The organism is Paraburkholderia sp. RL18-101-BIB-B (assembly GCF_046026985.1).
GTDB lineage: Bacteria > Pseudomonadota > Gammaproteobacteria > Burkholderiales > Burkholderiaceae > Paraburkholderia.
In genome coordinates, this window is sequence record NZ_JARESV010000035.1 from 44,651 (window position 1) to 64,588 (window position 19,938).

The window sequence follows — 19,938 nt, forward strand, 5'->3', positions numbered from 1 at the left end:
TTAATCTTCCACGCGGATGTCTCTACTCGGGCGTCGACGCCGAAAACACTCCACTCGCCCGCACCACCAATCGGCCACCCTCGCCGCGAATGACGCACGACGCGAATCTCACGCGGCCCGCGGCCTTGTCAATGGTCACCGTTGCCTCCAGCCACTCGCCAATGCGACCGTTCGAAACAAAATCGATATTCAGATTTACCGTTCCAAATCTGGTAGGGCGTGAACCAATCTGAAGCAGGTTGAAACCGATGGCATAGTCGGCCAATGTCGCAAGCATTCCGCCATGAACATTGCCTCCCTGGTTACGATGACGTTCCAGCGTCTTGCTGGCGATGCACAGGCAGCCGGCACCATCCTCGCGCATATAGACCGGACCGACTGTGTCCAGAAAGCCTTCTGACGGCACAGGCCGGAAGCCGGCCGGGACGACCCAGTCGGCCGTCTCGAGTTCGGAGTCAATCTCAGGGGTGATGCTAGTAGACATGTTGATGACCTACGGGCCGCGGTACGCCCACTTCATCCATAGATTTAATCAGTCGGGCGCGCTTGGCCAACCACCAGCCATAAGGAGCGGGCCATCCATCAAAGGTGTCCTGCCCCAGCGCGTGTCGCGCATGCAATGCCCAGTTCGGGTTGTGAAGCGCCTCACGGCCGATGCCAATGAGGTCCGCCTGTTCGCCCTCCAGTACTTCCTCGGCCTGTTGTGCGTTGATGATGAGCCCGACAGCCATCGTCGAGATGCCCGCTCCCGCGCGGACACGGGCGGCGTATGGCACCTGGTGCCCATACGTGCGTGGCAGGCGACTGGAGACCGTCGCAAACCCGGAGATTCCACCCGACGAGCAGTCGACAACATCGACGCCCAGCGCTTTAAGCTCTCGCGCGAATGCCACGGTGTCCTCGATGTCGTAGCCGCCCTCCGCGCCGTCGACCGACGAGACGCGGCACATCAACGGCTTTTCAGCCGACCAGACTGCGCGCACCCGCTTCACAATTTCGAGCGGATACGCCATGCGGCGCGTTGCGTCACCGCCATATTCGTCGGAACGCTGGTTGGCGACCGGGGAAAGAAATTCGTGCAGAAGGTAGCCGTGGGCACAGTGAACTTCCAGAACGTCAAAGCCCGCGTCAGCCGCGCGACGGGCAGCGGCCTCCCACGCGAGCGCGACCTCTTCCAGTTCGCCCGTGGTCATCTCCTGCGGCTCCGGCCATCCGTCGGCCGCTGCAATGGCTGAGGGCGCAACGGTCTGCCAGGCGGGCTCGCCGCGCGCAGCCTCCACATCGGTCAGAACACCGTAACCTTCCCACGGGCGCTGCATGCTGCCCTTTCGGCCTGAGTGGCCAATCTGCAATGCAGGGACGGAGCCTTGCGAACGAATGAAGGCTGCGACTCGTGCCAGTGGGACGACGTGGTCGTCGCTCCAGAGCCCTAGGTCTCCGTATGTGCCGCGTCCATCAGGAGAAACCGCTGCGGTTTCGACCATGACCATCCCGGCACCGCTCTGCGCAAATTTGCCGTAATTGACGAGATGCCAGTCGTTGGCAAATCCGTCTTCAGACGAATAGGTGCTCATCGGGCTGATGACAATGCGATTGGGCAAGGACACCGAGCGCAGCGTCAGTGAAGAGAACAGTCTGGGATTCAAGGCTTACTCCGCAAAAGAAAAAATAACAGCAACTACGGTCGAACGGCGTTACGAGATAGAACAGAGGCGAGCCTGACCCAGAGTCCGCTGCCTACGAGCAGCCTCACTTCAGGCCATCCCGTACGAGCTTCATGTAGGTGTCCACTACCCACTCAGGCAGCTTCGACTTCTCATGGCCCTTGACATATCTCATGTACAGATAACTTCGGGCCGACTGGAATATGTAGGCCAGCGCCTCGAGCTCCCGACCGTCAAACCGCTTGATTTCACCGTTGGCCACGCTTCGCTCAAGAGAATGAACATAGTGCTCGGTGAGCAACTTCATATGCGTGGCATGGGCGATTGGCGCTGCAACCTCGGCTTCGTTCAGCACGCGCACGAAACCGGGATTTGTCCGCAGGTAGGAGAAAAAGGCTCTGAAGCCCCGCTCTTCGACCTCCAGAAAGGACTCAGCCCCGTGCACCTTCTTGCTGATGTACGCGAGCATGTCGACACCCACATGAGGGAGCAGCACATCAAAGAGCGCCTGGCGCGATTCGAAATACAGATAGAAGGTGCCCTGCGCAATGCCTGCCTCCTCGGTAATCCGGCCGATGGAGGCTTCCGCATACCCATGCCGCCCGACAACCGTCGATGCCGACGCAAATATCCTGCTTCTCAGTTCCTCGGCCCGCATCTCTCGGGTAGAGCGTCTTGCCTTGCCCGCCGGGCGAGAAACGTCCTTGTCTGTCACTTCAGAAGTCATACTGGCTGCCTCGTTCATGTCGTGTCCGCTATCTGCCATCTGCCAAAGGGCGAGATGACGCCCAGCGATTTACGGTTCTGGTCATACTCATCCCAGGTTCCAGAAAACACGATATCACCGGTGCCTCGCCACTTGCTTCATTGCCGCTTCATCCATTTGTAGATGTTGTTACGCTGGATAGCCGACGAGCCGCCGATGATTGGCAGGGCAAGCGAGTCGCGAACGTATCGCTCGACGTCGAAATCCTTGACGTACCCATACGCGCCGAAGATGGTCTGACACTCGAGAGAAATCGCCTTGCCGGCTTCTGTGGCAAAGAGCTTGGCCATCGAAGTCTCGCCGGTGCACGGCAAATGCCGGTCTGCGAGGCTCGCCGCGTGATAAAGCATCAGGCGGGCCGCGTGAAGGCGGGTCTTCATTTCCGCCAGCTTGTGCTGGACAGACTGATAGCTCCCAATCGCCTTGCCGAACTGCTGCCGCTCGCCCGCATACGTCCAGGCATCATCCAGCGCAGCCTGACCGATACCGATTGCCATCGCCGCGACTTCGAGCTTCTCGACATCAAGACCGGAACCGACCACCATGGGCCAGGCACCGTTCCACTTTTCCTCGCCCCCGACGATGCTCGACAGTGGCAACTCGACATCTTCGAACGTCACGTCGGTCGTCGGGAACCCCTTCAGCCCAAGGCCGTTGATGGGTTCAATGGTCACGCCGGCCTGTGTCGGTGGAATCAGGAGAAGCGTCAGATTCCGGTAGCGCTCTTCCTCTGGTCCGGTCCGCACGAGCGCGTAGATGTAGTCACTCACGCCTGCCCCGGAACAGAAGCGCTTGGCCCCGTTGACGACAATGGTGTCTCCGCGGCGCTCGGCCCTCGTCCTCATGCTGGCGAGGTCGGAACCGACATCCGGCTCAGTCCATCCGTAGGCGAAAATCATTGAACCGTCGACCACCCGCGGCAGAATCTCCTCTTTCTGCTGCTGGCTCCCGCACTCGACGATATTCATCCCCGCGTAGCAGGCAGCGTTGATATACGGGAGGGCAACGGCAAGGCTTCTTCGCGCGAGTTCCTCAATGACCACCATCGTGCCGATGATGTTGCGACCGAGACCGCCGAACTCCTCGGGTACTGTCAGCCCGAGTACACCGAGTCCAGCTAGCTTCTCGAAGACCTCGCGGGGAAACCGGTTTTCCTTATCCCACTTCGCTACCAGGTCCCGAGGCATCTCCTTGTCGACGAATCGACGGAGGGTGTCGCGCAATTGACGAATATCGTCCGACTCTGTGAAATCCACGATGAAGTTATCCTTGACTGTTCAAACCACTACCCGAAAAGCGACCCGAAGCATCTCGACTAGAGCCCCGCGTTGGTCCACTTGTAGATGTTGTTTCTCTGAATCGCCGATGAGCCACCCATAATCGGAATCAACAGTGCATCACGGACATAGCGCTCCGCACCAAACTCCTTCACGTAGCCGTAGGCGCCCATAATCGTCTGGCACTCAAGCGCAATATCCTTCGCGGCTTCTGCGGCAAATAGTTTGGTCATGGAGGTCTCCACCGCGCACCGTTCATGCCGGTTTGCCATCGACGAAGCGTGATAGAGCATCAGCCGCGCAGCGTGCAGGCTGGTCTTCATGTCCGCGAGCTTGTGATTGATGGACTGATAGTCGCCAATCAACTTGCCGAACTGCCGCCGCTCGTGCGCATATGCCCATGCGTCTTCGAATGCCGCGGTCGCAACGCCGGTGGCAACTGCCGCGACCTCCAGCTTCTCGACATCGAGCCCGGAGCCAACCAGCATCGACCACCCCTGATGCCATCCTGCGTCACCGCCAACAATGTTCCACGCTGGCACTTCGACGTTGTCAAAGATGACATCCGTTGTACCCACGCCTTTCATACCGAGGCTGTCGATTTCGGTGATGGTTACGCCCGGCGTGTTCGGGGGAATCAGCATCATGGACAGATTGCGATGCCGCTCACCCTCCGGCCCGCTGCGGACCAGCGTGAAGATGTAATCGCATACTGACGCGCCGGAGCAGAAACGCTTTGCTCCGTTGATGACGACCTTGTCAGCCACCCGCTCTGCCCGGGTCTTCACGCTTGCGAGGTCAGCGCCGATGTCGGGTTCCGTCCAGCCATACGCAAAGAGCAGACTGCCGTCGACGACTTTCGGCAACAGTTCCCGCTTCTGTTCCTCTGAGCCACACTCGACCAGATTCATGCCGGCATAGCAGGCCGCCATGATGTACGGCACCGAGACGGCAAGGCTGCGACGCGACAACTCTTCAATGACCATCATCGTCGCGACAATGTCGCGACCCGCTCCACCGTATTCTTCCGGGACGGTCAGACCCAGTACTCCCAGCGATGCGAGCTTGGCAAAGACGTCTCGCGGGAACACGTTTTCCCGGTCCCACTTTGCCGCAGCTTCCCGGGGCATCTCTTTTTCGACAAAGCGGCGCAGCGTGTCGCGAAGTTGTTGCATCTCGTCTGATTCAGTGAAGTCCACACTTTCTCCTGGTTGCAGTTCTGCGGATGTGAGAAAGATATGTCCGTGCGAATAATGAGTCAACAGTCATTTTATGAACAACTAATCATTCACTCGCAAAACTCAAACGTCTTTTTTATCCCATCCGCACGGTGCGGGCGGCACAGCGCCAGACGGTGCTGGCATTTTTCAGATAATGTGAAAAGTGACTTCACGTGATTTGTAGGCCGCAGAGCCGTTCGCGGCGGTAGCATCGTGCGTATTCGCTCTATCCAAGGTCCTACGCAATGAACGCTTTTGATACCCAATACGCGCTGTCCAACAAGGCAGATGAAGGCCCGCGCAGCCGCATTGCGTTTATCCAGGCTTGCTGGCATCAGGATATCGTTGACCAGTGCAAGACTGCCTTTCTCGAAACCATGCAGTCGCAAAACTACGCGCGAGACGACATCGACTTCTACGAGGTGCCGGGCGTCTTCGAACTCCCGTTGCATGTGAAGATGCTGGCTCAAAGTGGCAAATACGCCGGTATCGTGGCCGCGGGTCTCATCGTCAACGGCGGAATCTATCGTCATGACTTCGTCTCGACCGCAGTCATCAACGGACTCATGCAGGTTCAACTCGAGACCGGTACGCCGGTCTTTTCTGCCGTGCTTACACCGCACAACTTTCACTCGTCCGAAGAACATGTGACGTTCTTCCGTGACCATTTCGTGGTCAAAGGGGTAAAGGTCGCGAAAGCCTGCGTCCAGACAGTCAGCAAGGTTGCGTCGCTCGCAACGGCTTGAGCCTCAGCAAGACCGACCGGAAATCCAAGGCCCGTCGCTCGATGCAGCGGGCCTTTGTTCGTCCACGAGCAGCAGGTTCTAAGCCGCGTACGAATAGACTCCCTGTCCAGTCTTACGGCCCAGGCGGCCGGCGGTCACCATCTCGCGCAGCAGCGGGCTCGGACGGTACTTGGGGTCCCCGAAATCGGCATGGAAAACTTCCATCACCGACAGGCAGACATCCAGACCAATCATGTCTGCAAGCGCGAGCGGCCCAAGCGGGTGGTTCGCGCCCAGCTTCATACCCGCATCGATTTCCTCGGCCGTAGCCACCCTTTCTCCAAGCAGGAAAAACGCTTCGTTAATCATGGGCACCAGTAGGCGGTTGACGACAAAGCCCGGAGAGTTTGCGACCACGATGGGTGTCTTCCCCGCGGCGATGGCGAGCTGACGCACGGTTTCCACTGCAACGTCGCTCGTTTGAAGCCCTCGGATAACCTCGACGAGCGGCATAAGTGGCACCGGGTTGAAGAAGTGCATGCCGACTACGCGCGACGGTACCCCGATGTGAGCAGCGAGCCGCGTGATGGAAATTGACGACGTATTGGAGCTGATGATGGTCTCCGCCGACACCGCCTTCACAATCTGCTCGAAGATGCGAAGTTTGGCGTCCACGTTTTCCGTCGCGGCCTCTATCACGAAGTCAACGTCCTTGAGCACTGAGTAGTCTGTGGACGTCGTTACCCGCGCAAGTGCCGCGTCTTTGTCTGCGCCAGTCAACTTCCCCTTTTCGACCAGACGACCAAGCGCGGCGTCAATCTTTCCAACGCCCTTTTCCAGCGCTGCGGTCGAGATGTCGATGAGCACAACCTGCAAGCCTGAAACGCTTAGGGTCTGCGCGACTCCCTGCCCCATCGTGCCGGAGCCAACGATACCGACCGACGTCACTGCCAGTCCGACGACCGGCATAGTGTCCTGATTCTGGATTCCCACGGTGCCCCCTTAAATCCGTTCGAAGATGGCCGCAATACCCTGACCGCCGCCAATACACATCGTGACCAGCGCGTAGCGGCCACCCGTACGCTGCAACTCATAGAGCGCCTTGACGGTAATCAGCGCGCCGGTGGCGCCAATTGGGTGACCGAGCGAAATACCCGAACCATTCGGGTTGACCTTGCCCGGGTCCAGTCCAAGCTCACGTGCGACAGCACAGGCCTGGGCGGCAAACGCCTCGTTAGCCTCGATGACGTCAATGTCATCGATGGTGAGACCTGAGCGTGCGAGCGCGGCCCGACTGGCCGGAACGGGACCGATTCCCATAATTTTCGGGTCGACGCCGGCGTGTGCATAGGCGACCAGCCTGCCCAGCGGCTTTGAACCACGGCTCTCGGCCACTTTTCGCTCCATCAGTACCAGCGCCGCTGCGGCATCATTGATTCCGGAAGCGTTGCCGGCGGTAACCGTGCCGTTCTCTTTCGTAAAAACCGGCTTCAGCTTTGCGAAGTCTTCGAACGCGGGGGCTGTGCGAACGTGTTCGTCAACTTCGAACAATGTCGGACCTTTTTTACCTTTTACTTTAACGGGCAGAATCTGCTCCTTGAAATATCCCCTTTCGATGGCATTGGATGCGCGCCGATGGGATTCGAGAGCTAGCGCGTCCTGTTGCTCCCGGGTCACACCGAACTGCTGTGCCACGTTCTCCGCGGTGACACCCATATGGAATCGATGAAACGGGTCGCTCAGCGCCCCAACCAGCATATCAACCAGTTGTGTATCGCCCATGCGCGCCCCGAAGCGCGCCTGCGGGACTGCGTACGGCGCGCGGCTCATGTTTTCCGCACCGCCTGCGACGGCAATGTCAGCGTCGCCCAGCAGGATTGTTTGTGCCGCCGAGATGACCGCCTGCAGACCAGAGCCGCAAAGGCGATTCACCGTGAGCGCAGGTGCGTCCTGTGTCACTCCGCCGTTCACCGCTGCAACACGAGCCAGATACATGTCCTTCGGCTCGGTATGAACGACATTGCCAAAGACAACGTGTTCGACCTCATCGCCGCCAACTGAAGCCCGTCGCAGCGCTTCACGCACCACCTGCGCGCCGAGTTCTGTCGGCGCGATGTCCTTCAGGCTACCGCCAAACGTTCCAATGGCGGTACGTACGCCGCTTACGACAACTACATCGCGTTCCATTTCAACTCCTTAGGGTATTAAAAGTGATTCGCGCCTTATTGGCCGACCTTCCGGAAATCGGGTCTGCGCTTCTCGCCAAAGGCGGCGAAGGCCTCACGCGCTGCAGGCTGCGTCACCATCTTCTGAAGCAGGCGAGTCTCCTCCTCGATTCGCGCGCTGACAGATTCAACGTCGTGACTTTTCAGGAGCCGCTTTGTCTCCATTAACGCGAAGACAGGCTTGTCAGCCAGATTTGCTGCCTGTTTCTGTGCGTACGCCAGCACGTCGTCAGGAGGCAACAAGCGGGTGACCAGTCCACCCTTAAGGGCCTCTTCCGCGCTGAACTGTCCACCGAGCAGCAGAGCTTCGGCGGCGCTTCTGTAACCGAAAATCTTCTGGAGGAGAAGACTTGAACCGGCTTCAGGACACACTCCAAGATTCACAAACGGAACGCTGAAACGGGCGTCGGCTGCCGCATACACGAGGTCGCAATGCAACAACATGGTGGTCCCAATACCGATGGCCAGGCCGTTGACGGCGGCGACGATTGGTTTGGGGAAAGTGCTAAGCACGCAAATGAACCGCCAGACTGGCGCATCCTGTGCGACGGGCGGGTTGGAACCGAACTCTTCGATGTCATTTCCAGCGGAAAATACCCGCTGGCTGCCCTGAATAACTACTACTCGAACCTGCTCATCACCGGACGCGCTTTCCAACGTCCCGGCGATGGCAGCATACATCGCAGCGGTAAGCGAGTTCATCTTTTCGGGGCGATTTAACGCGATGGTAAGTACGCCCGCTTCCCGAATTACAAGGATGTCTTGCATCTGTGATTTGAGCCTCCAGCCTCACCAAATAAAAAAGCCGCTCGCGTGCCCTTGGAATGCACGCGAACGGCGAAACCAGCACAAGAGACTCCCCGGTTTCACAATTGCGAAATGCGGGAGATTGAGCGTTCAGGGGTAGCGACGCATAGTTCACGCATTGCACCGCAGCAATTCGCTATATTCGCAACAGCACCGATGGATGTCCTCTGCTTTCGCGGTTGACGCCGCGATAGCAGACGAAAATTCCTTATTGGGCGTACTCGACCTGCTGCGCCTCCGCTAGTCGGGGCTCCATGTATTCGCTCAGCTTTGGCATCACCCGCTTCGCCGTCAGCTCCATCGAACGGCGCCACAGTGCCTCGTCGTCCCATTCATGGAAGGTCGTCAGGAGCGTACCGAACGGGCCGGTCTTCTCGCTGAATGCCACCAGTTGGTCAACAACCGAGTTTGCGTCGCCGGCAATAACCATTTCCCGGATGCAATGCTCGATGTTCACCTCGTCGTCCGACATGTCGGGGCGCGACTTGAAGATGCTCGCGTAGCCGATAGCCTTAAGGTGGGTGACCATGAAATCGAAGTATTTGGCCAGCGCGTTGGATTCACGGGCCAGGTATTCGTCGGCCTCTGCCTGGGAGTCGGCGACGAAGACGGAGCGGGCGATTCGCCAGTTGCGTCGGTCAGCCTTGAGACCCGCGCCCTGAGCACCTTCGCTGTAGGACTGCCAGTGCGTAGCCACGGTCGACGGAAGGTTGAAGTTAGCCGAAATCACGTCCCAGTCGTTGGCACCAGCAAGCCTTGCCGTGCTGGAGAAGTTGCTCATCGCGGAAGTCGCTACGCGGGGGAACGGGTTCTGATACGGGACCGGCATCAACCCGACGCCGAGAGCCTCGTTCACCGTGTTCTTGATGCTAACCTTGTGATGCGCTGTCTCGAGGTCATACGGTGCATCCGTATTCCAGATTGCGCGAATCATTGCGTAGCAGGAAGCCAGCATCGCACCGCTTGCCTTGTGGTCGCTGTCAAATACCTCGAAGTCCGAGGCGAGACCGCCGGGGCCTATGCCCATGATGAAGCGGCCCTTCGACATGTGGTCAAACATGGCTGCATCGGCCGCAATTCGTGCAGGATGGTGGTGAGGCAAATTCAACACGCCGGTGCACAATTTCATGCGCTCGGTAACCGGAATCAGAGCTGACAGAAACTGCAAGGCGTTGGTAATCGGCTCAGTGCGTTGCGAGGTATGTTCGCCCACCCACAGCTCATCGAAACCAACCTTGTCGGCGTGAATTGCGCACGCTACATCCATGTCGTACATCTGGTGATACTGCGCGCCGGCGAGGTGCAACGGCTGCATGAACATTCCAAGCTTCATATCATCTCCTGAATCTTTCAACTTGATAAACCGCTAGCGCGCCGCAAGCGTGGCTCGTCGGCGGTTCAGACTTTAGTGGCGGGCGAACGTCGACTCTGCTGACCAGAGTGAATACCGACTGCCACTCTCCAAGGAACTACTCTCCACACTACTTAGCTTTCAGCTGTCGAGCCGACGGTAACGGCCACCCACATACACCAGCGGTTCGCTCACCTGCGGCAATACCACGTCGATGACGTTGCCGATGATGATGGTGTGGGTGCCGTGTTCGATTTCGCGCGCGACCTCGCAGAAAATCGCAGCCTGAGCGTCAGCGAGGTAGCGGATGCCTCTGACGCCGGTTTTCCAGTCACCTTCAACGAATCGCCGAGTACGCATATCCGAGCGGCTAAAAATCGTACTAATCTGCTCGTGCGCAGTCTGAAGCAGGCTTACGCAGAAAAGTCCGGTTTCCTTGATAATCGGGGAGGCGCTGGCAGAGCGATTCACGCAAATCAGGGCAGACGCTGGTTCCATCGAGACCGATGAAAATGCAGTGGCCGCAAGACCGTGGGGGTAATCGTCGCTGTCGACGGTGGTAATGAGCATTACGGACGATGCGACCCGGCTCATGGCGGATTTGAATCCTGCTGCGAGCTCGGGCGTTGCAACAGTCGCCGCGTCATATGCGTGCATCTGTGTCTCCTTCGTGTTTCACTGTCACGACTTTGTGTCGTTAAACATTAGCACTGGAATCACCGAAACCCGTTTTCACATTTAGCGAAATAACTTTTCGCGTTTTCCGAAAAGCTGAAGCGCTCTTTACGAGTGCACTTCCGCCTATACTGGCTCGTACTGGGCTGACATCACGACGACATCAGCGACCAGAATTAGAACGACACTTGAGACAAACGCACCATGGCTGACCGCATACAGGACATGCGACTCTTCCGTCTGGTCGTCCAGACAGGGTCACTTTCAACCGCAGGACGGCAACTAGGCCTTTCGCCTGCGGCCATGAGCGGTCGGCTTAAGGCCATGGAGGAGCAATACGGGGCGCCCCTGCTAAAGCGGAGCACCCGCGGGTTGAGCACAACGCCCGAAGGCCAATACCTATTTGAGAATTCGGTGGGCATTATCGACGACGTCGAATCGCTTGACCGCGCGATTAAAGGTGGTCACGCCGACCTTCAGGGCACAATCGGAATCACCTGCCCCATCGACCTCGGCCGGCAATACCTCTCTCCGTTGATTGACGCCTTTATTGCTGAAAATCCGGGGGTTATTTTCCGCATCAACTTCAGCGACCAGGTGCTGAACTTCGTCGACCGCGGTCTCGACATTGCATTTCGCTGGGGAAACCTTCCGGATAGCTCAATGGTGGCCAGACCGCTTGGCAACGACCGGCCAGTCGTTTGCTGCTCACCTGACTACATCGATAGGCACGGTCCTCCCCGCACGCTCGATGAGCTGAGAAATCACAACTGTTTGATTCTGCTGCGCGATGACTTCCCGCTCGACCGCTGGCGGTTCATGCAGGACGGCTTTTCAACCTCGGTGCAGGTCAAGGGCAACAGGATGACCAACGACGGATATGCCCTGCGTCAATGGGCCGTTGCAGGCCTGGGTGTGTTGTGGAAAGGGGCCTGGGAAGTCGGCGCTGACGTTAAGGCTGGGCGACTCGTTCCCGTACTGGAGGACTACCACCTGCCAGCCCAACGTTTTCACCTGCTAACGGATGGCTCAAAGCGTCTTACGGTACGGGTGAAGACTTTCGTCGATTTTGCTGTTCAATATTTCAAACAGATGGAAGAACCCGCCCACCATCTCGTAGCGTCCCACTCGTCGCACCTGCTCGACTCGGTCATCTAGCTAGAAAATATATCTCCGGTTAAACGTTTGAATAATCAAAATTCGATAAATAGGACTGCTATCTATGAAGATTGACTTAACCTCAAAGACGGCGCTGGTCACCGGGTCCGCCCAGGGAATCGGGTTCGCCATTGCGCGTGGGCTGGCTAACGCCGGAGCATCGGTGGTCTTGAACGGGTTGACGAAAGATGAAGTCGACCACGCGATTGAGAAACTGCAGTCGGAATTGCCGACCGCCAAAATCAGCGGCGTCGTCGCCAATGTCGCCACTGCAGAAGGTGCGGCCGCGCTGAAGGCTGCAGTGCCTGCAGTCGACATTCTTATCAATAATGCGGGCATCTATGGCCAGCAGGACTTCTTCGAGACACCCGACGACGTATGGCTTCGAATGTACGAAATCAACGTGATGGGAGGCGTTCGAACCGCACGCGCCTATCTCCAGGGAATGGCAGAGCGCGGCTGGGGTCGCGTTGTGTTCATCTCATCAGAATCGGCGCTCAACGTTCCAGTTGACATGCTTCATTACGCTACGACGAAAACAGCAAACCTGACGGTCTCGCGCGGTCTCGCAAAACGCATGGCCGGCACGGGCGTCACCGTCAACGCCGTGTTACCAGGTCCGACGCTGTCCGATGGTCTGCAGGCACTCCTGAAGGACGAGCAGGAGAAATCGGGCCTGTCGATGGAAGAAACAGCCGCGGCGTTTGTCGTCGCTCATCGCCCCACTTCCCTTATCCGACGCGCAGCGAGCATGGAAGAAGTCGCCAACCTGGTCATCTACCTTTCGTCGCCCCAGGCGTCGGCGACCACGGGTGCAGCCTTGCGCGTGGACGGTGGCGTCGTCGACACCGTTGCCTGAGGCTGAACTGAAGATAGGCCGAACTGCCTCACGCGGGATAGTCGACCGGTTGATATCGCCAGCACCGGACGCAACCGTTCGGGGCCAGATAATCCGTACAACGTAATTGCAGGTAATTCATGAGCTACAACGAGCTTCACGGACTCACCATCCCGGCGCTCCTGCGTCGACGTGCTGCGCACACGGCATCGTCCCCGGCATTCTCCGGCCACTCGTGGAAAGGCCATCGCGACCGCTTGAGCTACGGCCAGCTGGTCCATCGGATGGAAATGATGGGCCGTGCATTTTACCGACACGGTGTACGGCACGGGGAGCGGGTGGCCGTGTTCCTCACCAACTACGCCAACCGTGAGTGCGTATTGACCGCTCTTGGCTGCCTCGAAATCGGTGCTGTAGTGGTGCCGCTGAACACGCGCTCGTCGGACGACGAACTCCGGCACGCGCTGACGCTAACCGAGCCGGTCGTGGTCGTTTGCATGGAAGAGTCCGCTGCACGGATTGCGGAACTGTATCCTGAAGCAAGCCTGCTGTTGCTCGACGCATCCCCAGAGTCTCCGCAGCACTGGCCCGACCCGGAACATACGTTCTTCCCTGACACCGTCCCGGTAGAGGTCAATCACACGGACCTCGCGTGCCTTCTGTTCACCTCGGGAACAACCGCCCGTGCCAAGGCCGTCATGCACAGTCATCGCAGTATGTTGCACGCCGGTCAGGCAATGGGGAGCGCGGTTGGGCTCGAGCTCGGCGACAGGTATCAGGGCGCCTGGCCGTTCTTTACCAGTTCTGTGATGAGCATGGCATGCATGTCTTCCTGGGTTAGCGGCGCCTGCGTAGTCCTTGAGCAGGTGCCCCTGTCCAACGCCGAACGTCTTCGTCTCATCGAGGCGGAAGGCACGACCGTCTACCACGGCGTCACCTCCATTATTCACTTCCTTATCGACGAATATGTCGAGGGCGCATACGACCTGCGCCGCGTGCGACGTTTCGGCTACGGCGGCTCAGTGATGCCTCCGGAAGTTATCGAGAAGATTTCAACGCGCGTGCCGTGGGCAGACCAGATTCATGTATGGGGAATGACCGAAACAGGGCCTGCCGGGACGTATTTGCCCGCGCACCTTCTGCCGCGCAAGGCAGGCGCGATTGGGTTCGCAATGCCGACCTGCTCGGTGCGCCTCGTCGAGAGCGACGGACTACCCGTGTCGCAAGGGGAACACGGCGAAATCGTGTTCTGTGGCCCCTCAATGGCCATGGGCTATTTCGGTAATCCGGACGCGACGCGCGAGACGTTTGTCGACGGCTGGGTTCACACGGGCGACATCGGACGCTTCGATGACGAGGGTGTACTTCACTTTGTCGACCGGATGAAAGACATCATTAACCGCGGTGGCCTCAAGATTTCTTCGGCTGCGGTGGAGAGCGTCCTGTACAGCTTCCCCGGCATCGCAGAGGCGGCGGTCATTGCCGTACCTCATGAGGGGCTCGGCGAGGATGTGGCCGCCTGCGTCGTGCCGGCGGTAGGACACACGCTTGATATCGAGGCGCTTGCTGCTCATTGTGCCAACCAGCTCGCCGACTACGCACGCCCACGCAAGTGGCACGTGCTGGACGCATTACCGAAAAACCCGATGGGCAAGGTGCTCAAGCGCGAACTCCGCGACAGCCTTGCCTCATCGACATCATCCGCGAAGGTACCTGCCTGAGCACCAACCCGACCCGAAAGTCGATTTGTCACTGTAGAAAGGAATTGCCATGTCTGAAGCATTGTTGCTCGAAGTTCGCGACCGCGTTGCCTATGTCACCATTAACCGCCCAGACGCCTTGAATGCAGTCAACGCCGACCTGCACACCGACCTGTCCAAAATCTTCATTGACCTTGGTGCCCGGCGGGACCTGTCGGCCATCGTGCTGACGGGTGCTGGTCGCGCATTTTGTGCCGGCGGCGATATCGAGTGGATGCGCGCGGCTGTGCGTGACCCGGAAAGCTTCGAAATCGTCACATGGGAAGCCAAGCGCATCGTCTACGCGATGCTCGATTGCGAAATCCCCATCGTCGGTCGCATCAACGGCGACGCCGTTGGCCTCGGCGCCACGCTCGCACTCCTCTGCGACATCACGGTCGCTGACGACACCGCACGTATCGGTGACCCGCACGTGCGCGTCGGCCTGAACGCGGCCGACGGCGGCGGCTTCCTGTGGCCGCAGATTATTGGCTTCGGCAAGGCCCGCGAACTTCTGCTTACCGGTGACCTGCTGAGCGCCGCAGAGGCGCAGCGTCTCGGCGCAATCGGCCACGTGGTTCCGGCTGCCGAACTGGATGCCAAGGTGGACAGTATCGTCGCCAAGCTGCGCAAGGGCGCGACCAAGGCGATTCGGTGGACGAAGGCGGGCTACACCATCCCGTTGCGTCAGCTCGCCCACGGACACATGGATGCCGGCGTCGCTTACGAGTGCCTCACGAACCTCAGCGCCGACCACGCCGAAGCTATCGAGGCCTTCGCCGAGAAGCGCAAGCCGGTTTTCGGCAAGGACTAAGACCAAGCTAACGCTACGCTGCCCGGCCAGCTAGGCTGGGCAGCCGCGTCAAGCTCCCAGCAATCAGTATGCTCAAGGACTCCCGCCATGTTTCGACTCGGACTCGCTAACGGCATCGCCGTAATTCACCTCGACGCTCCCCCAGTCAATGCAATGTCCTTCGCAGCCTGGGGTGAACTGCCTGGCGTCATCGCGAGTGCAAAAAAACAGGGGGCCACAGCGCTCGTCTTCAGTGGCTTGCCGCAAAAGCATTTCTGTGGAGGCAATGACGTTCGGGAGTTCGAGAACATTACCTGCGCTGAGACGATGCGCGGCATTGGTATGGTCCGCGACGCGATGAAGGCGATTGTCTCGAGCCCTCTTCCTTCCATTGCGGCCCTACATGGTGCGGTCATGGGCAGCGGAATGATTCTGGCCGGCGCATGCGACATCCGCCTCTCGACGGCCGACACGCGCCTGGCGCTTCCGGAGGTCAAGGTTGGAGCCTACGGTGGCTACGCGATGGTGAAGGAGCACCTCCCGCATGGCGTGGCTCGGGCGATGACCCTACTCGGCTCGCCCATCAGTGGACAACGCGCGTTCGACCTGGGGTTTGTTCAGGAACTCGCCGCGGATGCGCAGGCGGTGCTCGACCGGGCAATCGCGATGGCTCTCGATATCAGTAAAAACCTTGCGAATCCCCTTGGTCAGCAAATCAGGTCGGTGATGAACCATCAGGATGAAAACTCTCTGTGGACCGCGTACGACATCGAGCGGGATTTTGCCGCGGAAATGATGGGCAAGGCGGCCGCTCGCTGAAATAGTGAACGCATCGAACTGAGGCGCAACACGCGCTTCGCCAAATTCTCGCCCTGGAATTGAACATACCGATGTCCTATCAATACGACGAAAGAGTCGACGGCGCGCTGGCGTCTTATGACAAGACGCGGGCCGTCGCGGAGCTTCACTCTCTGCTGCCCGATTTGGATATTCTGCATGAGCTGGAGGACCTGCGCCCTTACGAATGCGATGGCCTCTCTGCTTATCGAACGACTCCGATGATGGTCGTGCTTCCCGAACGCGTCGAGCAGATGCAGGCAATACTGCGCTTCGCTCACGAGCGCAGCATCCCAATTGTCGCGCGCGGCGCCGGCACCGGCCTGTCGGGAGGAGCACTACCGCTTGAGAAGGGCATTCTCCTCGTGATGGCCAGGCTCAATCGCATCCTTGATGTTGACGTTGAGGCCTGCACAGCATGTGTTCAGCCCGGGTTGCGTAACCTTGCCATCTCCCAGGCGGCCGCACCCTTCGGTCTGTACTATGCGCCGGACCCGTCGTCGCAGATAGCCTGTTCAATCGGTGGCAACGTAGCCGAGAACGCCGGAGGCGTGCACTGCCTGAAGTATGGGCTGACCGTGCACAACATCCAAAAGCTCAAGGTGCTCACGATAGAAGGCGAACAGCTCACCTTCGGCTCGGATGCGCTCGACTCGCCGGGGTTCGACCTGCTGGCCCTCATGACCGGCTCGGAAGGCATGCTGGGCATCGTCGTGGAAGTGACCGTCAAACTTCTGGTCAAGCCAAAAAGCGCGAAGGTTTTGCTGGCTTCGTTTGACGATATCGGCAAGGCCGGCGCTGCGGTCGCCGAAATCATCGGGGCAGGCGTTATCCCCGGCGGCCTTGAGATGATGGACAACCTCGCCATTCGCGCAGCTGAAGACTTCATTCACGCCGGCTACCCGGTCGATGCGCAGGCCATCCTTCTGTGCGAACTCGACGGCGCAGAGAGCGATGTCGAAGAAGATTGGGCAATGGTCGATGCGTTGTTGCGGAAAGTGGGCGCAACCGACGTGAGGCTCGCAGGGAGCGAAGCTGAACGTCAGCGTTTCTGGGCCGGCCGAAAAAATGCGTTCCCGGCAGTCGGTCGCATCTCGCCCGACTACTACTGTATGGACGGCACCATTCCGCGCCGGGAGTTGCCCCGCGTGCTCAAGGGCATCGAAGACCTCTCGGTCGAGCACGGTTTGCGCGTGGCCAACGTTTTTCACGCTGGCGACGGCAACATGCATCCACTCATTCTTTTCGATGCCAATACGCCAGGGGAAATGGACCTGGCTGAAGCGCTGGGCGCGCGCATCCTCGAGCTTTGCGTAACCGTCGGCGGCAGTATCACTGGCGAGCACGGAGTTGGTCGCGAGAAAATCAACCAGATGTGTGCGCAGTTCAATTCGGATGAGCTATCCCTTTTTCACGCCATCAAGGCGGCGTTCGACTCCGGTGGCCTTCTTAATCCCGGCAAGAACATTCCTACGCTGCATCGCTGTGCCGAATTCGGCTCGATGCACGTTCACCATGGCGCCGTGCCTTTTCCAGAGCTGGAGCGATTCTGATGCACCCCGATAATAGCTCCTTCGATGACAGCCGGCGTTTGCTCGCTGAAGTTGCCTGGGCCGCAGGCACCGGCAAAACACTTCGAATTCGTGGCGGCAATAGCAAACCGTTTCCCGGTCGCGTAGTCGATGGTATCGACATCAATACGTGCACGCACCGCGGCATTGTGAGCTACGACCCGACAGAGCTGGTCGTCACAGCCCGCGCCGGCACCTCCGTCGCCGAACTCGACGCCTTGCTGGCGGAAAATGGACAAATGCTGCCGTGGGAGCCCCCTTCTTTCGCCGGCAAGGCTACGGTCGGCGGCATGGTCGCCACTGGACTGTCCGGCCCCCGGCGACCCTATGCCGGCGCGACGCGCGATTTTGTGCTCGGATGCCGCGTCATCACCGGAGAGGCGAAACATCTTCGATTTGGCGGCGAGGTGATGAAGAACGTGGCCGGCTATGACGTCTCGAGACTCATCGTCGGCAGTTTCGGTTGTCTGGGTCTCGTGACGGAAGTCTCGATGAAGGTGCTTCCGAAGCCTCGCGCCACTCGAAGCCTGCTGCTCGAACTCCCCGCTATTGAAGTCCCAAAGAAGCTGCGTGCATGGCGCGATGCTGGGCTGCCAGTGACAGGTGCGAGTCATCTGGACAGCTGGCTGCACGTCCGGGTGGAAGGCGGCAACGGACTTGTTGCGAATGCCGTGCGGGAGATTGGCGGAGAAGACCTCGAGCCTGCATTCTGGGATGAACTACGCGACCAGCAATTGCCCTTTTTTGCTGACCGCCGCTCGCTCTGGCGGATTTCGGTACCGCAAACCGCCCCGCTCACCCCTCTTCCAGGTTCCGTGCTGCTTGACTGGGGCGCCGCCCAGCGCTGGTTGAAGAGTGATGCACCAGCCGCCGTCATTCGCGCTGATGCCGAGCAGCTCGGCGGACATGCGACCTTGTTCTCGCAGCGGGCAGACGTTGAGCCATTCCATCCAATGCCCGAGGCCATGTTACGCCTCCATCAGCGCATCAAGCGACAGCTCGACCCACGCGGCATCTTCAATCCGGCGCGTATGTACGCGGCACTCTGAAGGACAGACGACCTGATGCAGACCAATCTTAGTGCAGCCGCACAGGCTCTGCCGCGTGCAGAAGAAGCGGCGTCGATTCTGCGCTCCTGCGTTCACTGCGGTTTTTGCAATGCCACCTGCCCAACCTATCAGGTACTTGGCAACGAACTCGACGGGCCGCGCGGGCGCATCTACCTTATCAAGCAACTGCTCGAAGGCGAGGAAGTCACCCGCAAGACACAGAGCCATCTGGACCGATGCCTCACCTGCCGCAACTGCGAGACAACGTGTCCGTCGGGCGTGAACTATCACGCGTTACTCGATGTGGGCCGCGCGGAAGTCGAACGTCGCGTCAGCCGACCACTGGGTGAGCGCGCGTTGCGCGCTGGGCTGCGGCACGTCATTCCACGACCAATGCTGTTCCGGACACTGCTCGGCGTCGGACGCCTGACGCGCGGGCTGTTGCCGGCGGCGATGCAGGCGAAAATTCCGGAACGAATTGATGCCGCGAAGGAACGCCCCCATTCGAAGCACGCGCGTAAGGTCCTGATGCTCGAAGGCTGTGTTCAACCTACCCTGTCACCCAACACCAACGCTGCCGCAGCGCGCGTAATGGACAGACTGGGCATCAGTGTAACCGCGGCACCACAGGCAGGCTGCTGCGGCGCGACGGACTATCACCTGAACGCACAGGAAGCCGGGCTTGCACGGGCGCGCAGGAACATCGACGCCTGGTGGCCAGCGATTCAGGCCGGCGCGGAGGCAATCGTCATGACGGCGAGCGGGTGCGGCGCCTTCGTCAAGGAATACGGTCATCTCCTGCGCGACGACCCGTTGTATCGGGCCAAGGCGCAACGCATCAGCGAACTGACGCGGGACCTCGTTGAGGTTCTGGGGGGTGAGCCTCTCGAACGGCTACGCGCGGCAACTGATAAGCGCGTGGCCTTTCATTGCCCGTGCACACTCCAGCACGCCCAGAAACTGGATGGGTCAGCCGAGGCAATACTACAGCGCCTCGGATTCACGACCACTGCCGTCCCGGACTCGCATCTGTGCTGCGGCTCCGCAGGAACCTATTCCATAACCCAGCCTGAACTCGCGACCACGCTTCGCGACAACAAGTTGAAAGCGCTTGGAAGCGGCAACCCCGACCAGATTGTGACTGCAAACATCGGCTGTCAGGTCCATCTTCAGAGTGGCTCCGCACGTCCGGTCAAGCACTGGATTGAGCTCGTCGAAGAGGCGCTTCCGTAAGTCGTTTGCA

The 19,938-nt window shown here is 59.3% G+C and carries 19 protein-coding genes; 9 read left to right on the plus strand and 10 right to left on the minus strand.

The window, feature by feature from the left end; genetic code table 11:
• Positions 1 to 22: 22 nt before the first annotated feature.
• The 5 genes from P0D73_RS33485 to P0D73_RS33505 form a co-directional block, all read right to left on the minus strand.
• Positions 23 to 484 (minus strand): PaaI family thioesterase, encoded by a 462-nt coding sequence (locus tag P0D73_RS33485; protein ID WP_408434766.1) that lies wholly within the window; start codon positions 482 to 484, stop codon positions 23 to 25.
• A complete protein-coding gene (locus P0D73_RS33490) occupies positions 474 to 1,646 on the minus strand; it encodes an NADH:flavin oxidoreductase/NADH oxidase (protein ID WP_408434768.1) in 1,173 nt (390 codons plus the stop codon). The genes P0D73_RS33485 and P0D73_RS33490 overlap by 11 nt, the downstream gene beginning before the upstream one ends.
• A 103-nt stretch (positions 1,647 to 1,749) precedes the next feature.
• Positions 1,750 to 2,409 (minus strand): TetR/AcrR family transcriptional regulator, encoded by a 660-nt coding sequence (locus P0D73_RS33495; protein ID WP_408434770.1) that lies wholly within the window; start codon positions 2,407 to 2,409, stop codon positions 1,750 to 1,752.
• Positions 2,410 to 2,528: 119 nt separating this feature from the next.
• Positions 2,529 to 3,686 carry an acyl-CoA dehydrogenase family protein gene (locus tag P0D73_RS33500; protein WP_408434772.1) on the minus strand — a complete coding sequence of 386 codons (1,158 nt, stop codon included), beginning with the start codon at positions 3,684 to 3,686 and terminating at the stop codon, positions 2,529 to 2,531.
• 59 nt (positions 3,687 to 3,745) lie between these two features.
• Positions 3,746 to 4,906, minus strand: a complete 1,161-nt coding sequence (locus P0D73_RS33505; protein WP_408434774.1) for an acyl-CoA dehydrogenase family protein — start codon at positions 4,904 to 4,906, stop codon at positions 3,746 to 3,748.
• A gap of 266 nt (positions 4,907 to 5,172) precedes the next feature.
• On the opposite strand from P0D73_RS33505, the gene P0D73_RS33510 reads away from it, so the two are divergent.
• Entirely contained in the window at positions 5,173 to 5,673 is a 501-nt protein-coding gene (locus P0D73_RS33510; protein WP_408434776.1) for a 6,7-dimethyl-8-ribityllumazine synthase, read from the plus strand.
• Between the two features lie 78 nt (positions 5,674 to 5,751).
• Here P0D73_RS33510 and P0D73_RS33515 read toward each other — a convergent pair whose 3' ends face one another.
• From P0D73_RS33515 to P0D73_RS33535, 5 genes are all read right to left on the minus strand, one after another.
• On the minus strand, positions 5,752 to 6,606 hold the full coding sequence (locus tag P0D73_RS33515; RefSeq protein ID WP_408434834.1) for a 3-hydroxybutyryl-CoA dehydrogenase: 855 nt from the start codon (positions 6,604 to 6,606) through the stop codon (positions 5,752 to 5,754).
• Positions 6,607 to 6,654: 48 nt separating this feature from the next.
• Positions 6,655 to 7,839: a beta-ketothiolase BktB gene (bktB, locus tag P0D73_RS33520; RefSeq protein WP_408434778.1), complete on the minus strand. Its 1,185-nt coding sequence runs from the start codon at positions 7,837 to 7,839 to the stop codon at positions 6,655 to 6,657.
• Positions 7,840 to 7,874: 35 nt separating this feature from the next.
• The gene (locus tag P0D73_RS33525) at positions 7,875 to 8,645 is read right to left on the minus strand and encodes an enoyl-CoA hydratase (RefSeq protein WP_408434780.1); all 771 of its coding nucleotides are present in this window, start codon (positions 8,643 to 8,645) and stop codon (positions 7,875 to 7,877) included.
• Positions 8,646 to 8,892: 247 nt separating this feature from the next.
• Positions 8,893 to 10,017 (minus strand): LLM class flavin-dependent oxidoreductase, encoded by a 1,125-nt coding sequence (locus tag P0D73_RS33530; protein WP_408434782.1) that lies wholly within the window; start codon positions 10,015 to 10,017, stop codon positions 8,893 to 8,895.
• 159 nt (positions 10,018 to 10,176) lie between these two features.
• On the minus strand, positions 10,177 to 10,692 hold the full coding sequence (locus tag P0D73_RS33535) for a flavin reductase family protein (RefSeq protein ID WP_408434784.1): 516 nt from the start codon (positions 10,690 to 10,692) through the stop codon (positions 10,177 to 10,179).
• Positions 10,693 to 10,935: 243 nt separating this feature from the next.
• Between P0D73_RS33535 and P0D73_RS33540 the strand changes: the two genes are divergently transcribed.
• From P0D73_RS33540 to glcF, 8 genes are all read left to right on the plus strand, one after another.
• The gene (locus P0D73_RS33540) at positions 10,936 to 11,868 is read left to right on the plus strand and encodes a LysR family transcriptional regulator (RefSeq protein WP_408434836.1); all 933 of its coding nucleotides are present in this window, start codon (positions 10,936 to 10,938) and stop codon (positions 11,866 to 11,868) included.
• Between the two features lie 64 nt (positions 11,869 to 11,932).
• Entirely contained in the window at positions 11,933 to 12,727 is a 795-nt protein-coding gene (locus tag P0D73_RS33545) for an SDR family NAD(P)-dependent oxidoreductase (protein ID WP_408434786.1), read from the plus strand.
• Positions 12,728 to 12,846: 119 nt separating this feature from the next.
• Entirely contained in the window at positions 12,847 to 14,427 is a 1,581-nt protein-coding gene (locus P0D73_RS33550; RefSeq protein ID WP_408434788.1) for a class I adenylate-forming enzyme family protein, read from the plus strand.
• Positions 14,428 to 14,476: 49 nt separating this feature from the next.
• A complete protein-coding gene (locus tag P0D73_RS33555) occupies positions 14,477 to 15,259 on the plus strand; it encodes an enoyl-CoA hydratase/isomerase family protein (protein ID WP_408434790.1) in 783 nt (260 codons plus the stop codon).
• Positions 15,260 to 15,346: 87 nt separating this feature from the next.
• The gene (locus tag P0D73_RS33560; RefSeq protein WP_408434792.1) at positions 15,347 to 16,057 is read left to right on the plus strand and encodes an enoyl-CoA hydratase/isomerase family protein; all 711 of its coding nucleotides are present in this window, start codon (positions 15,347 to 15,349) and stop codon (positions 16,055 to 16,057) included.
• Between the two features lie 71 nt (positions 16,058 to 16,128).
• Positions 16,129 to 17,628, plus strand: a complete 1,500-nt coding sequence (gene glcD / locus P0D73_RS33565; protein ID WP_408434794.1) for a glycolate oxidase subunit GlcD — start codon at positions 16,129 to 16,131, stop codon at positions 17,626 to 17,628.
• Positions 17,628 to 18,695 carry a glycolate oxidase subunit GlcE gene (gene glcE, locus P0D73_RS33570; RefSeq protein WP_408434796.1) on the plus strand — a complete coding sequence of 356 codons (1,068 nt, stop codon included), beginning with the start codon at positions 17,628 to 17,630 and terminating at the stop codon, positions 18,693 to 18,695. Before glcD ends, glcE begins: the two co-directional genes overlap by 1 nt.
• A gap of 15 nt (positions 18,696 to 18,710) precedes the next feature.
• Positions 18,711 to 19,928, plus strand: a complete 1,218-nt coding sequence (glcF, locus tag P0D73_RS33575) for a glycolate oxidase subunit GlcF (RefSeq protein ID WP_408434798.1) — start codon at positions 18,711 to 18,713, stop codon at positions 19,926 to 19,928.
• The last annotated feature ends 10 nt before the right edge of the window (positions 19,929 to 19,938 follow it).

Bases quoted from the DNA above. Each gene is read 5' to 3' on its own strand.
- P0D73_RS33535 (WP_408434784.1), bottom strand. From the start codon at position 10,692: ATGCACGCATATGACGCGGCGACTGTTGCAACGCCCGAGCTCGCAGCA.
- P0D73_RS33510 (WP_408434776.1), top strand. From the start codon at position 5,173: ATGAACGCTTTTGATACCCAATACGCGCTGTCCAACAAGGCAGATGAA.
- glcD (WP_408434794.1), top strand. From the start codon at position 16,129: ATGTCCTATCAATACGACGAAAGAGTCGACGGCGCGCTGGCGTCTTAT.
- P0D73_RS33525 (WP_408434780.1), bottom strand. From the start codon at position 8,645: ATGCAAGACATCCTTGTAATTCGGGAAGCGGGCGTACTTACCATCGCG.
- glcF (WP_408434798.1), top strand. From the start codon at position 18,711: ATGCAGACCAATCTTAGTGCAGCCGCACAGGCTCTGCCGCGTGCAGAA.
- P0D73_RS33550 (WP_408434788.1), top strand. From the start codon at position 12,847: ATGAGCTACAACGAGCTTCACGGACTCACCATCCCGGCGCTCCTGCGT.
- P0D73_RS33485 (WP_408434766.1), bottom strand. From the start codon at position 484: ATGTCTACTAGCATCACCCCTGAGATTGACTCCGAACTCGAGACGGCC.
- P0D73_RS33545 (WP_408434786.1), top strand. From the start codon at position 11,933: ATGAAGATTGACTTAACCTCAAAGACGGCGCTGGTCACCGGGTCCGCC.
- P0D73_RS33555 (WP_408434790.1), top strand. From the start codon at position 14,477: ATGTCTGAAGCATTGTTGCTCGAAGTTCGCGACCGCGTTGCCTATGTC.
- glcE (WP_408434796.1), top strand. From the start codon at position 17,628: ATGCACCCCGATAATAGCTCCTTCGATGACAGCCGGCGTTTGCTCGCT.
- P0D73_RS33540 (WP_408434836.1), top strand. From the start codon at position 10,936: ATGCGACTCTTCCGTCTGGTCGTCCAGACAGGGTCACTTTCAACCGCA.
- bktB (WP_408434778.1), bottom strand. From the start codon at position 7,839: ATGGAACGCGATGTAGTTGTCGTAAGCGGCGTACGTACCGCCATTGGA.
- P0D73_RS33495 (WP_408434770.1), bottom strand. From the start codon at position 2,409: ATGAACGAGGCAGCCAGTATGACTTCTGAAGTGACAGACAAGGACGTT.
- P0D73_RS33560 (WP_408434792.1), top strand. From the start codon at position 15,347: ATGTTTCGACTCGGACTCGCTAACGGCATCGCCGTAATTCACCTCGAC.
- P0D73_RS33530 (WP_408434782.1), bottom strand. From the start codon at position 10,017: ATGAAGCTTGGAATGTTCATGCAGCCGTTGCACCTCGCCGGCGCGCAG.